11 protein-coding genes are annotated in these 13,962 nt (G+C 46.2%); 2 read left to right on the top strand and 9 right to left on the bottom strand.

Features of this window, described 5'->3' with window-relative positions:
* Positions 1-303: 303 nt before the first annotated feature.
* The 5 genes from HMPREF3093_RS06925 to HMPREF3093_RS06905 all read right to left on the bottom strand — a co-directional run bounded on the left by HMPREF3093_RS06925 (position 304) and on the right by HMPREF3093_RS06905 (position 4,611).
* Positions 304-1,146, bottom strand: a complete 843-nt coding sequence (locus HMPREF3093_RS06925; protein ID WP_070756266.1) for a MurR/RpiR family transcriptional regulator — start codon at positions 1,144-1,146, stop codon at positions 304-306.
* A gap of 230 nt (positions 1,147-1,376) precedes the next feature.
* Positions 1,377-2,198, bottom strand: a complete 822-nt coding sequence (locus HMPREF3093_RS06920) for a hypothetical protein (RefSeq protein WP_070756265.1) — start codon at positions 2,196-2,198, stop codon at positions 1,377-1,379.
* 108 nt (positions 2,199-2,306) lie between these two features.
* Positions 2,307-3,497, bottom strand: a complete 1,191-nt coding sequence (locus HMPREF3093_RS06915) for a hypothetical protein (RefSeq protein ID WP_070756264.1) — start codon at positions 3,495-3,497, stop codon at positions 2,307-2,309.
* Between the two features lie 212 nt (positions 3,498-3,709).
* Positions 3,710-4,156, bottom strand: coding sequence for a hypothetical protein (locus HMPREF3093_RS06910; RefSeq protein WP_070756263.1), 447 nt, complete (start codon positions 4,154-4,156; stop codon positions 3,710-3,712).
* A 68-nt stretch (positions 4,157-4,224) separates the two neighbouring features.
* The gene (locus HMPREF3093_RS06905; RefSeq protein WP_070756262.1) at positions 4,225-4,611 is read right to left on the bottom strand and encodes a hypothetical protein; all 387 of its coding nucleotides are present in this window, start codon (positions 4,609-4,611) and stop codon (positions 4,225-4,227) included.
* Between the two features lie 495 nt (positions 4,612-5,106).
* On the opposite strand from HMPREF3093_RS06905, the gene HMPREF3093_RS06900 reads away from it, so the two are divergent.
* A complete protein-coding gene (locus HMPREF3093_RS06900; RefSeq protein ID WP_070756261.1) occupies positions 5,107-5,940 on the top strand; it encodes an AraC family transcriptional regulator in 834 nt (277 codons plus the stop codon).
* A gap of 56 nt (positions 5,941-5,996) precedes the next feature.
* Here the strand turns inward: HMPREF3093_RS06900 and HMPREF3093_RS06895 are convergent, their stop codons facing one another.
* Positions 5,997-7,964 carry an alpha-galactosidase gene (locus HMPREF3093_RS06895; protein WP_070756260.1) on the bottom strand — a complete coding sequence of 656 codons (1,968 nt, stop codon included), beginning with the start codon at positions 7,962-7,964 and terminating at the stop codon, positions 5,997-5,999.
* 295 nt (positions 7,965-8,259) lie between these two features.
* Here HMPREF3093_RS06895 and HMPREF3093_RS06890 point away from each other — a divergent pair, with 295 nt between their 5' ends.
* Complete coding sequence (locus HMPREF3093_RS06890) at positions 8,260-9,603, top strand: APC family permease (protein ID WP_070756259.1); 1,344 nt, start codon at positions 8,260-8,262, stop codon at positions 9,601-9,603.
* Between the two features lie 36 nt (positions 9,604-9,639).
* Here the strand turns inward: HMPREF3093_RS06890 and HMPREF3093_RS06885 are convergent, their stop codons facing one another.
* From HMPREF3093_RS06885 to HMPREF3093_RS06875, 3 genes are read right to left on the bottom strand one after another with little or no spacing between them, the layout of a single operon-like run.
* Complete coding sequence (locus HMPREF3093_RS06885) at positions 9,640-11,196, bottom strand: ClC family H(+)/Cl(-) exchange transporter (protein ID WP_070756258.1); 1,557 nt, start codon at positions 11,194-11,196, stop codon at positions 9,640-9,642.
* Positions 11,197-11,252: 56 nt separating this feature from the next.
* Positions 11,253-12,728 carry an HAD-IA family hydrolase gene (locus HMPREF3093_RS06880; RefSeq protein ID WP_070756257.1) on the bottom strand — a complete coding sequence of 492 codons (1,476 nt, stop codon included), beginning with the start codon at positions 12,726-12,728 and terminating at the stop codon, positions 11,253-11,255.
* A gap of 42 nt (positions 12,729-12,770) precedes the next feature.
* Positions 12,771-13,820 carry a Gfo/Idh/MocA family oxidoreductase gene (locus HMPREF3093_RS06875; RefSeq protein WP_070756256.1) on the bottom strand — a complete coding sequence of 350 codons (1,050 nt, stop codon included), beginning with the start codon at positions 13,818-13,820 and terminating at the stop codon, positions 12,771-12,773.
* Positions 13,821-13,962: the final 142 nt, after the last annotated feature.

Here is a 13,962-nt window from a genome sequence, read left to right as displayed (position 1 = left end):
TATGTAAACGGTTTATGTTTTTAGGGGGCGCTAGTCTTGATGTAACTATATCGGGTCAATTTTATACGCCGAGTTCGGGTTAACCCGAACTCACCATAAAATCGTGACCGCTTAAGAAAATTATATTTCAGGAGCATTTTCCTCATTATATAAGCATTGGTCGAAATAAATTCTTTTCAAAACGCCTTTTAAAAAAATCCGCTGAATCTACTTATAAAATCTGCTAATCATTAGGAACTTGAGCTCCTAGTTTATTCACCCTATATGGACAAAAAAGGTTGGGTTTAGGCCCAACCTTTTGCTTTAATCCATCTTTCGAATCATCTTCCGAGTTTTAACCAAATGCTCCTTGGTTGCATGGAATTGGCGTTGAGCCACCCCATAGTAGAGCAAGTCGGTAATAATCAAAGATCCATCTCGGGAAGTAACCGAGCCTAGGCGAATTTCTTTTTCATCTTGAGGGATGAAAAGGCAAATATCAGCAAGGCTGACGAGGGGCGCCTTGAGATTATGTCCCGTGATAGCGATTATTTTGGCACCCTGCTCCTTAGCAAGGTAGGCCATTTGATTGACACTATGGGTGCTACCACTATAACTGACTACCAGCACCACATCGCCAGGCATACAGTGCGCCATTTGCGCCATTAGTATATGAGTGTCACGATCATAGGTGACTGGACGATTAATTCGCGTCAACTTATGAACCAAGTCCATGCAAACTACGCCACTGCCTCCAATTCCGCAGAGGAAGAGACGATGGGCGCTAGCCATCCAATCAATGGCTTGCGCTAGATCTGTTTCATCCATGAGCTCATAGGTCTGGCGTAGATTCTGTTCTAGGATACTTTGGGTCTTATGGATGAGCTTAGACAGACAATCTTTAGGATCTAAAAAGAGATCCACCTCTGGCATTTCCTCATCAGTCCGGTCCTGTGCCAAGTCCAATTTTAAGGCAGGCAAGCCTTTATAACCCATCTTCTTAGCAAAGCGAGTCCAAGCCGCCCCCGATGTTCCAGAAGCAAAACCTAACTCCACAGTATTCATATCTAACACTTCATGCCGGTGCTCCAGTATATAGCGACCAATCATCTGTTCAGTCGCTGTCATTGATCCTAGGGCACTTTTGATCTTGGTAATACAACTCATACGATTCTCTCCTTTGTTATACCAAACACTGAATCCTACTTTCCATGATAGCCACGCCTAGCCCATTTTCGCCTACAGTATATCACAATAAATCGCTTACAGCAACTAGCTTTCCCTATGTTTATTCACAAACAGAGAGAGATTTTTGTCATTATCCAAAAGAAAACAGGCTCTAAGAGCCTGTTTTTATCTGACTTATTTTACAACATCGACATATTTTGCATTCTTTACTATCCACACTGTTTATTTTGTAGCGCCTTTTTACCCAGACATTTCGCTAGCCATAGGCTTTGCGCCGACAAATAGGCAAAAGGCAGGTACAAGACCAGGCTCCGCCAATAGGCAGGACCGACGCCCACACCGCCCCGCATCATGAGCCAAAAAAGAAAAGGATGGCTGAAGAGCAGGAGATTGACCCCGGTGAGCCCAAGATAAAGCCGCCAGGTCTGACCATAACGAGCCACCGTCGCTAGAATAGCGCCCAAAACTAATAGACCATTGAGAAGCGCTGCTTCACGCCAATCTAAATTATTAAAACCAAAACGCAAATTATTCAATAAAGGGACTAAAAAATAGAGCAACATCCCCGTCTGTAAGTAAGCCAAGCCCAACTGATGACGCTCCAAGGCTACTTGCTTCTTGTTTCGAGCCCTTTCTGGTTTAGGCCAAGCTTGGGCAAATTTTTTAAGGCGATGGCTCCAAAATAGCGAAGCGAGGAAGAAGACCCCTGACCGAATCATCAAGTCGACTTCGTAGGCAGTCCTTAGTTTTGTACTTCCTTGTCCTGGCACAAGCAGCCCCATCAGCAGACGCCCCCAGAGCACAACTAGCCCTAGCCACTCCAATCGATAGGCCCATCGCATGATAGCCCCAGATTGAAATAACCAGGCCATCCAGGTGACTGCCATAGCTAGCAGCCAGGCAGCAAAAGGCAAGTTAATGAAGTCCCAGTTAAAGATGTTCTGGTATATCCATAAACCGGCCAGCACCTTGAAGGCTAAAAACAAGGCAAAAGCGCGTTCTTGACGTGCTTTGTCCACTATGGGTTCCATGGCAGTCCCTCCTTTCCCTTCTTTTATTATAACAGACTCCCCAAAAGGCGTCATTAACCGACTAGCTCAAAAAAGTGCGGACTCGCCCGCACTTTCTCATATTAGTTCTTAACTCTTGTCTGGCACAAATGCAAGCCAATCTGCATCCAAATACCAGCCATCTGGAATGGCCTGACTGTCTGTTTCATGATAGCCTACTTGACCACGAAGGGTTAGGACTCCCTGCCAACTGCTGATAGCCTGTGGGACTTTCCCCTGAACGCGCACTCGCAGAACTTTAGCTGTGGCTTCCCCACCAGTAGACTGACTGAAAGTAAACCAGTAAGCATCCCCTACTTGTCCTAAAAAGCCCTTCTCATCGATGATCATTCGACATTCAATCGATTGTCCAGATAAGGACTCTGCTTGGGTCAATACTTGGTCTAAATCTTGTAACTGATAGGCCTCTGCCCCTTGGTAATGGGACGTCACGCCAAAGACATAGCCCTTAACGCTAGCCTTGAGCTTCCATAAAAGCAATAGAGCTAGTGCCGGTAGCCCTACCAAGAATAGAACAGACCAGCCTAGGTTGAAGATTACTTTCATCCAGGTCTCGTAATAGTTCAAATTATAAAAAATCGGAGCCGCTACAAAAGGCCAAATCCCCATCAGGAGATAAACTACATCTAAAATCCAGGCAAGCTTAAGCAAGTCCGAGCGATGATGACGGTAGCCCCACCATGTTAAGTGGATTGTCGCTAACCATAAGGCAATTACTAACAGATATGTCAGTCCAAGGAAATATTGCAAACGTAAAACGACCATCAGCCATCCTTTAACGAAGAGATAGCCTAATAAAACACGATCAAGCGATTTAGTCCCCATGGTTGTAGCTAGCTTTAATCGAGACTCCCGCTTGCTAAGTTCACGCCCTACCAAAAATTGCTGATGGGCACAATAAAGCACTGGCACTACTGGAATATAGAGAATTGTGCATATGGCCAAGAAAGCGATAGGGTGGAAAAAGACGGATAACTCTCGAATATCATGGCTTGCGAAGAAATGGATTACGATACCGGCATTGGTCGCCCCAGCGAAATAATGACACCAAGCTTGCTGTGATTTATAGCCTAACCAGGTTAATACTAGTGGTAATAAAAAGATGAGTTCCTCCAGCAATAGGTTCCACAAATCACTCTGCCCAATCCGTCCGACCATAACAGAACCAAAAACAACTCGGCTAAGCTGGAATAAAAGATAGACTAGTTGGCATTCCAGCAACCAACCTTGCTGATTAGATACTGACCTGCTAACTTGCATATATTTTCCTCCTCTTAGGGATATTAACTCTTACTGGCTTTGCCTAGTTAGAACTAGCTAGGCAAGACAGCACTGTATGTAGACTGGCGATAACTCTAATATAAAGAGAACTAGTACGATAAATAAATTCTTAAAACAGTATATAAGACCATGAATCCTTCGAAGCCTGCTTAGTTATCTTTCTCGATTTATTCTGTTATTAGGCCCCCTTACTAATCTTGCAATTGACGGTTGAACCTCTTAATTTCCATTTCATATAGCCAGGCATCCTTGGCTTCCTCGAAGCGGTTCTTGGCGCTCAGAAGCGCTAGCCAGATTATGATAGGGATTATCAATAGTATCAGGACAAGCCCATTGCTTACATATAAAGCAAATTGGAATAATGGGAAATATGAGAATGAAATAAGACACAAAACAAATTCTGCGATTGTCAAAATCAGGTCCAAACGGTAGCCATTTTTTAACTTTGATTCATCATAGTCTTTCCACGCTACCATCAACCAACAGAAAGCCAATATGCGCCCAAAGTATACAAACCAAAATACAAATGGGAACGACAATAAAATTAATCCTGTTATCAGCGTTAATACTCGCAAAGCCGTGTAAGCAGTCATGTATTGGTTAAATTCGGATTTGCTAGTCTTTTTAGCTTCGTCCATCAATCAAATCACTCCTATACCTATAAATTCAACTAATCTCTGCGCCTTTATCCGCCATATAGACCCTATTAGTCTGAACCAAAGCGAAGCTTGGCTATAAAAAGCACTGTCCACACTATAATTGGAGTTATAAAAATCAAAAACATTGGCGCATAGGATAATGCCAAAATTACGTATGGCCACGCCACAAGTAGCCCTACCACCCAAACCGAAAGTTCAAGTACTGACAAGATAGTATCTAGGATAAAGCCATAGTTGAAACGTCGGCCATCATTGGTTTTCCAACCTGTCATCAACCAATAAAAGGCTAGCAGACGGCCTAAGTATACTAACCATATGACTGGGAGTTTTAACATATAAATCCCTGTCACGAGGGTTATCAGCCTCAAAGCCGTATAGATCTTCATATATTTCTCAAAGCCTGGTTGATGGTTTTGCTTGACTTCTTCCGTCATTTTCCATACCTCACAGTCTGCCCTAACCAACCTAATGCCGTTAGGACTTTAATTAATAGACTATTAATATGGCATCATTATACCAAAGTTCTCAAAGCTTGGTAAAGCTTTCTCCCTTTTCCTTCTCGCTAGATTTAACCCTATACACCCGATAAAAACCTGATAAATCAACATTTCATCTATTCACATCTTGTATTTTGTCAACTTTCTGCTGACTTTCGGATTTTAAATGTTTCGTCCCACTATATTTACTACAAAACTTCTGTTTATATCCCTACTATGACCTTTACTAGTCGAGAACACTTGTCACCGTCTCAGCATTGGTTAAGCCTAAGCCAACTCATAGATATGAGAATATTCGGCTTCTCCATTCGCGTCTCCAATTCTAACTTAGCTACACAAATTTTCATTATATACACAACATATCTAAATTGACTATCCAAGCTAACTAGCATTATAATAGTATTATAACTTCTATCAGACGAGGTGATATCCATGTCCGAGCAAGAGTTTTACGTTTTCCATAATATATCTTCTGTTGATCTCTACCCCATTCAGTTTGGCAAGGAGAAGTGTGACCCCTGGCATCATTATGGGCCCACCCTGACCCATAATTACCTCTTCCACTACATCTTGTCGGGGCGGGGGAGCTTTCTTGAGAATGAGAAGCACGAGGCCATTCAACTGGGACCAGGCCAAGGCTTTCTCATGCCCCCTAACACGGTCTGTTCCTATACTGCCGACCAAGACGATCCCTGGACCTATTGTTGGATTGAGTTCAACGGACTCAAGGCTGCTAATTTCATGCGCCAAGCAGGTTTGAATGCTAACAACCTGATCTTTACGCCTCATAAGCCCATGATTATCTCTAGTATCAAAGACACCTTGGAGACCATCATCCGCAACCACTCCCAGCATGAGTCCTTTCTGATTGCTCAGCTCTATCTCTTAGTTGATCATCTGATTCGCTTCTCCAAGCACAGTCCTCAGCAGCGTCCTAACGAGATTCATTCCTTCTATATTAGAGAAGCCATCCACTATATCCAGGACCACTATATGGACAACCCCAGCGTGGATCAACTGGCAGACATCTGCCACCTCAACCGCAATTACTTTACCCGTCTCTTCAAGCAAGAGCTCCAAATGACACCTTCGCAGTTCATTTTGACCTATCGTATCAACCAATCCTGCGAGCTCTTGGCTTCGACTAATCGTTCCATTCGCGACATTGCTGAGCAAATCGGCTACAGCAATCAGTTCAACTTTTCTTCGGCCTTCAAACGTGTCAAGGGTATGACGCCTATGGAATGGCGTCGACGTTATCGTTAGCCGAGAGTATGATGACATACAAAAATCCGCACTCAATCAGTGCGGATTTTTTCATTCTAAGTTCTTGACCCAATCATGGGATCGGCATAAGTTAGTTGATAGATGACTAATTCCTGAGGCGCTAAAGTAGCTTGCCAGATACGCTTTTCCGTCCTTTCTAAGACAGCGCGACCTGCAACTTGCATGAGGGTCTGGAGTTCGCCATCCCCTAAGACATAGGTTTGTGGCTGACTTGTTGGGTTGCGTAGTGACAGAATGACGCGCCGTCCGTCATCGCTCAAGCAGCGATAGCCATACAGCCCCGTATGGTCAGCCGGCTTATGGCCGATAAAGCGACTATTCTTAAGGCAATCGTCATAGTTATCCTGTACCCAGCGAATGGCCTCGGCATTAGCACGCCAACGCTCATGATCGAAGAGATCGTAGGAGTAATAGCACTCCCAAAAGGCATTGCCGCGCGTCCCAATAAAGTAAAGGTAGTCACGGAATTCACTGACACTGGCCTGGATAGGATGGTCTAAGAGGCCTGCAGTTGCCCGATGAGCAAAGATTGGCTCATGGTTATAGAAATATTTCTGTGGCACTTGGATACATCGCTCGGTAATGAAGGCGTGATAACGATCATCCCGATAGGTCATCATGCGAGCCAAATCGGTCTCCCCAAGTGAATCGTAGCCTGTATCCTGAGAAACTTGAATCCAAAGGCTATTGACATAGGCTAGCCACCAAGGGCTTGGATTGACATAAGAGGTTAAATTCAGCCATAGGTCCCGCTGCGTCCCTTTTTCATCATGGTCTTGGGCATGTTTTTGACGATAGGCGGACCGTAAGTTCTGGAAAAGCTTAATCAAACGTTCGTAGGTTGCGGTCATCTGGTGCATGCCATGGGGACCAGAGGCATCATCCTGAGCAGGCTCAATCAAAAAGCCGTCTAGCTTCCAATAAGACAGGTCATACTGGTCCTGATAGGCTAGAAGCTTAGCTTCTAAGGCATCCAAATAGGCCGGGTCGCCCACATTGACGTCTTGAGTCCGCTCATTTTTAGTCCCTAGTCCTAATTCTGGATGAGCCTTGAGCCAATTGCTCATGGTCAGCTGCGTGCCACCATAGCCACCCCGCGGCCCCATCCAAAGGCCAAGCTGTCCGCCATAGCTAGCTACTTGGTCCTTGATACGTGAGAGGCCAAGCGGAAATTTCTCGTTGAATTCCCAAAAGCTCTCATAATTGGCCCAGCCGTCATCCACCACATAGGTATCCAGTGGCACCCCATAATCACTGAAACCTGCTCGTATGGCAGCAAAGGAAGTCATAATCTTGTCCTCGTCGATGTCCAGCATATGGTCGTACCAGGAATTATATTGTAGGCGGAAGCGATTTGGTAATGCAATGCTATCGATATAAGCGAAAAAGGCTTGTTGGATGCTTGAAAATTCAGGGCTTGCTGCTGACCCTATAACCGTCGCATGTAAATTCACTGGTTGGTCTGAAGTCACCTTTCGCCCTAGATAGTAGCGGGACCAATAGCGCCCTTCTTCTAGGTGGTTCTCTGCAAGGGGAAATTCCATCCCTAAGAAGAAACTATTGGCGTAGACTGGCTGGCCACAGGCCACATAGTAACCACTAAATCCTGCCATCTCAGGAATTGCCTCTTGTTCCTTTGGTGGATAAAACTTGGCATCCTCCTGGAAGGTCATGGCCGATAAATCTAGGAAATTAATCGTCTGTTTAGCCTCTAAGAGGCTAACCTTGCATTTGAGGTAACCGTCTATTAGCTCATAGATTACCTTGACTCGCGCTAGGTCACCTTGGTAATCTACCTGAATGGCTTCTGCGGTCTCCTTCTCAAGCTGAGCTTGCATCTGGCTAGCGGCTAGTTGCCCCCCCTCCTGCCAATGGATGACAAAGGGCTCACTCTCACTTAATGCATAGGTCTTTCCCGTCTGTCTATTGGTCAGCCGGTCTAAGTAAAACTGTTGATGATTGCAGACAAAATGTCCGATAAGCGTTTGGCTTTGGAGCTCCATACGCCTCTCCTCCTCATAAAAGTAATCATACTTACCTAATATAATTGTAAGCGCCTAGCAAATATTTTACTATCTTATTTTGCTACCTTCTCTATGTGCTGATTAATCACTAAGGGACTTTTGTCATATTTATAGTAGATTTTACACATATTTCCAGTATAAAAAACGCTCTGAACCGAGTAGGACTCATCCAATTCTCATTTTTTTGCCACTTTATTCAAATTCTTCTTGTGCGCCAAGGTCTAAAAGCGTATAATGTAGAGTAATTCATCTTTGATATTAGGAGGTATTATATATGAATCAACCAAAAAAAGCCTACGGCCTCTTAACAGCTGTAGCGATGATTATTGGGATTGTGGTCGGTTCGGGGATTTACTTCAAGGCTGATGACATCCTGACCTATACGGGTGGTAGCCTAGCCTTAGGCTTACTAGTCCTATCCATTGGGGCCAGCAATATCGTCTTTGGTTCCCTATCCTTGTCAGAATTTGCTAAGTTAGAGACTTCAAGTGGTGGGGTTGTGGCTTACTTAGACCGCTTTATTTCTTCTCGCTTAGCGACTGGCTATGGTTGGTTCTTAGCCTTCGTCATGATTCCAAGTGTGGTTGCTGTTGTGTCTTGGGCTTCTGCCATCTACACCGGCATACTCTTCAATCTTGACCTTAACCTAGGTCAGCAAGTGCTCTTAGGTATGGCCTATACCCTCTTCTTCATGGCCTTGAATGTCCTCTCTCGTGTCCTCGGGGGTTACTTCCAAACCTTAACCATGTTCGTCAAGATGGTGCCCTTGGCCCTGATTGTCTTTGCTGGTCTCTTCTGGTCAGCACCCGCGCCAAATCTTCCGGCTAGTATTTCCGCAATTGAACCGAGCAATGTGGGCTTAGGTTGGCTATCGGCCCTAGTTCCTCTGGCCTTCACCTATGAAGGTTGGAACTATGTCGTGACTATTGCACCCGAGCTCAAACATCCAAAACGTGATTTGATTCGTGCCTTCATTATTGGACCGCTCATTATTCTCTTGACTTACTTGCTCTTCTTCTATGGCATGGTCCGCATTCTGGGGGCAACTTTCGTGCTATCAACTGGTGACCAAGCCATCACCTACGCCCTTACTTCACTCTTAGGTGAACGCGCTGGCAACCTAATCCTAGTCGTGGTGATTATCTCCATGCTAGGGGTTCTCAACGGCCTCCTCTTAGCTGGGATGCGTCTACCACAGGCCTATGCTGAAAAAGGCATGTTACCAAAAGGTCGCTTGGAAGAGATTCACCCTAAATATCAGGTATCCGTACCTTCCGCCATCCTCTTTACTGCTATTACGCTAGTTTGGCTCTTGATTCATTACCTAACACAAAAATTCGGGATTATGGGCAAGGGCGATGTCAGCGAAATTACTATTGTCTTCAACTACATCTTCTACATCATCCTCTATCTTCGCGTCATCAAACTCAATCGGGAGGGCTTGGCTAGCAATCGTCTGACCAGTCTCTTTGCTCCAGTGATGGGGATTATCGGGGCTGCTCTGGTCATTGGTGGGAGTTTGATTTCTTCCCTTCAAACTACTTTGGTTTTCAGTTTACTCTGCGCCCTAGTGATTTTAATCGGGTGGTTTTACTCTAAACGCCAAATGCAAAACTAACAAAAAGGCTGAGACGCTGTCTCAGCCTTTTTATTATCATGAATCTTGCGCTGGCATAGCTAGTTGGTTCATAGCTTGATGCATATGGCCTACAATGCCTTCGTCCGTCAACGCAATTAGAATATCGCCTGCTTGCAGGACCATTTTGCCTTTGGTAATGTATTCCTTCTCACCTCGACGGATAGTAGCGATTAAGACATCTTCAGGCCACTTAATAGCGGCTACCTTTTGGCCTACCAATGGGCTATCAACGAAAATTGGCACTTCAAAGGTTGTCCGTCGACCTGTCTTGGCTAGGTCCTCTTGGTGCAGCATTTTTTCAGCTAATGCCTCATAAATTGGTGGCATCTTAAGGGCTTCTGCAAGAAGAAAAGCTGATAAGACCACTACCGCTAGCGGCATGAGTTGGTTGAGGCCGCCTACCATTTCGCTAACTAGAAGTAAAGCCGTTAGTGGGGCTTTACCGATGGCTGCAAAGCCCCCTGCCATAGCGAAGAAAATGAAGCAGAGCAAGAGTTCCTGATCCATGCCGGTAATATTGATAATGAACTGACCGTATAAGGCACCTACCAAGGCACCTAGGGACAAGATAGGCAGGAAAATCCCACCTTGCAGGCCAGTCCCATAAGAAACCATGGAAAATACAAAACGGACCAGAAGAATAAGGGCTAGCACTAAGAGTGGCGTCTTAGTGTGAGCTAATTCTAAGATGAGCTCACCACCTCCACCTAGAATATGGGGTGCGACTATGCCAATTGGAATAATCAGCAAGCCAGCCACAATGCCATAAAATGGTGGTTTAACCCAAGGCACTAATTTTGCATAAAGCCTTGGCAAAGCAAAGGTGACGCGTTGGTAGCACCAGCCAAAAAGTGCTAAGAAAATCCCCAAGACTACCAAATAGCCATAATAGGCGACTGGGAATTTAAGATGATTGCCTAAATCAAGAGCTGGATGATTGCCAAAAGCATGAAGGGAAATAAAGTTGGCCGTCACCGTTGCCGTCAAAGTCGTCAAGGCAACAGTCGGACTGAAACTATGGTGGACCTCCTCCAAGACGAAGAGCAAGCCCGCAATAGGGGCATTAAAGGCCGCCGCTAGGCCGGCCCCTGCCCCACTGGAAATCAGGATATTTTCTTGGACACGATTACTCTTGGTTACCTTGGCGACCCCTTGACCGACTGCTGATCCCAATTGAATAGAGGGCCCTTCACGGCCTAGGAAGAGTCCGGACCCAATAGCAATACCGCCTGCCACAAATTTCTTCCAGAGAATAGACCACCAGTTAAGGCTTAGATGCCCTTGAAGCTGGAGCTCTACCTGTGGAATCCCGCTCCCCTTGATATAGGGTTCACTTCGGACAATCAGCCCCAGAACATAGCCTAGCACTATGGTCCCCGCAATATAAGGCAAAATCAGCCAAGGGTTGGCCTGCATGGCCTGATAAGCCGATACCACCCAAGACAGGACGAAACCTATCAGGAAGCGGAAGGCCGACACAATCAGCCCGACCAAGACCCCGACTAAGAGTCCCGCTAAGACATAGCGAGTCTTATTACGGCGAGCCGCAAATTCTTGAAATCTCCTACGCATACTATCACCTCTTCTAGTGAATATTATAGCAAAAAATTGAGAGCTGTGGTAAAAAATTAATTACTCATATCCAATCCTTGACTCACGCACCAGGCTTGAACATCCTCAATCACCTCATCCGCCATCTGACGGAACTCTCGGTCATCGACCTTGAGGACATAGCGGTAGATGCCTTGGGCCAATTGGAAGGAGAGACAGGCATCTAGCAAGGGGCTTGGTTCTTGCAGGGGCAGAATCTTGCGGTAGCCTGCTAGAAAGGCTTGGCGTTCTTCTGTCGACTTGACTTCACGTAACCAGAGCTTACCTAATTCACGCCAGGGAATATCGACCACAAGGCGCTCAAAGTCAATGACCGCCCACTCATCCCCTCTACGTTTGAGGTTACGCCAAGAGTAGTCTCCATGCAGAACCGCTTGCGGAAGACTGGCATACTCCGCATCGATTTGCTCAAAGCGAGCTTGGAAAAAATCATAGAGGGGTGCTAGCCTTGCCGCTTCAGAGCTACCTAGTAAATCCTGATGCCAGCTGGTTACTTGCTGACTGAGAGGCGGTTGACGTCGCAAGTGATCAGCTAAAGGCGCTAGCTTCAAATGTGTTTGGGCTAGGAGCTCACCTAGCTTACCTAAATCTTCAAGGCTTGGCGCCACCACTGGGGCTAGTTCCTGCCAGTCCTGAACGAGAACATGGCGCCCTTCTAAGACCAAATCCGCAACATACCAATCGGGCCAGATTGCCAGAAGACCTAGCTTATCCCGCTTAAACTTGTCTGCTTCCGCATACACCTTGACGAAATAGCGCCGCTGGTACTGAGGTAAGTCGGCCCGGAAAACCGCGTTAAGCGATAGATGGTCCAAGGGTGTTAAACGGGCTGACAAAGAGGCCGCTAACTTAGCCTGAAATTCCGGTGTGACGGGGCCATCACTAGGCGCGAACCAATCCAGAATATCCTTTAACTGCGTCATGACGCGTTGCTGACCAGTCTTTGCTCCGATAAAGTTAATGCTTCCTACACCGGCAGCCAGGGCAAACTCAATATCTAGGTCGCGGTCACCAACATAGTAGGTTTGAGCCGGATCCAATTGATATTTAGCTAAGAGATAGTGCACCCCTTGAGGGTCAGGCTTGCGCTTAAATCCTGCTTCAATGGTAATGACTTCATCGAAATAGTCAGTCCACCCCAATCGTTCCAGAACTTGGAAGGCTGCCTTGTCCTTATGGGTGTAGACAAAGTGGCGATGGCCTGCTTGCTTCAAGCCAGCTAGGGTGACATCTGCCCCTTCCATGGGACCAATCTGCTCGTCCCGAGCAGCGGTCGCTTGTTTAAGTCTGGCCACAAAAGGGTCGCGGTCCACCTGGCCTGATGCCACCAGATTAGCGATGAGGTCGCGGATGGAATAATCAATAATATAGGATGCTACCATGTCTCGATCGAAACTGAGTCCGAAGTCTTGATAGGTTTCGGCTAGCGCCTCTAGGGTATGGGGATAGGAATTAATGAGGGTCCCGTCCAGGTCCCAGATAAAGTTGGCCATGGGCGACAACTCCTTTTCTTGAATTAAGTCATTTGCTGAATACTAAGGTGCTGCTTGCCAACTGGCCTTCAGACTGGCAATACCAGCCTCTAGTATTTCTAACTGCAGCAAGGTCTCTTGCGGTTTAACGCGACGGGGAGCACCTTCTCTGAGCGTGGCATAGAGGGCCTGATAGACGCGGCCATAATCGCCCCTTTGGCTCTGAATGGCTTGTCGGACTAGGCGCCCCTCTTGATTGAGACTAGACAGAATGCCGTAGTGCTCTGGCCTATCCAAACCAAAATCAGGCTGGTCTGGCATATAGAAGGCCTTGAGATCTTCCTCCTGGCGGTCCTTGCTAGCCTTGATAAAGGAGCCCTTACTGCCATAAAGTTGGAAGGAAGGTCGTTCTTCTAGGCGGAAGTAGGAGGATTTCACGGAAACCTTGAGGGGACCATAATAGAGATCCAGGTCGAAGTAGTCATTCATACGATTGGGGCCTAAAAGAGATCGAACATCGTAGACCACCCGGTCAGGTCGACCAAAATAGGCAATCACTTGATCTAAGGTGTGGCATGCGTGACTGTAGAGAAAACTCGAATTGAGAGTAAAGGTTTCCTGCCCTTGCGGAACTTCTGGTCGATAGTAATCAAAGTGCATTTCAACTTCCAGCAAATCACCCAACTTGCCCGACTCGATGACCGCTAGGCTAGTGAGGTAGTCCGAATCATAGCGACGATTTTGATAGCACTCTAGGTGTAGGCCTAATGCTTCCGCCAAGCCAAAGAGCTCGCGCGCCTCTTGGGCGGTCGCTAAAAAGGGCTTCTCACACAGAACGTGTTTGCCTGCTAGGAGAGCTTGTTTAATATAGTCATAGTGGGAGTCCAAGGGCGTCGTGATGACTACTAAGTCCACTTCAGGGTCTGCTAAAATAGCCGCTAAGTCTTGACTATAGTGGATACCTTGACGCTTAGGCCAAGCAAAATTAAAGTGCCGAACATAGACGCTTTTGACCCGAAACAAATGGGGCAGTTGATCGACAAAGGGTAGGTGATAGCGGTTGGTACTCTTGCCATTGCCGATATAGGCCAGAGTGAGGGGCTGAGTGGTCATAGCATTACCTCCTTTTGCTAGTGACGAGAAATAGTATTTTCTAAGCTGACATAAGTTGCTAATTACTTCTATTATACGCAATGATTAGGGCTATCGACAAGCGCTTTCTACCCTCTGTCCCGAAAGACAAAAACCAGGCTAG

It is taken from the genome of Abiotrophia sp. HMSC24B09 (assembly GCF_001815865.1).
Taxonomy (GTDB): Bacteria; Bacillota; Bacilli; order Lactobacillales; family Aerococcaceae; genus Abiotrophia.
This window is presented reverse-complemented; position numbering and strand designations above follow the sequence as displayed.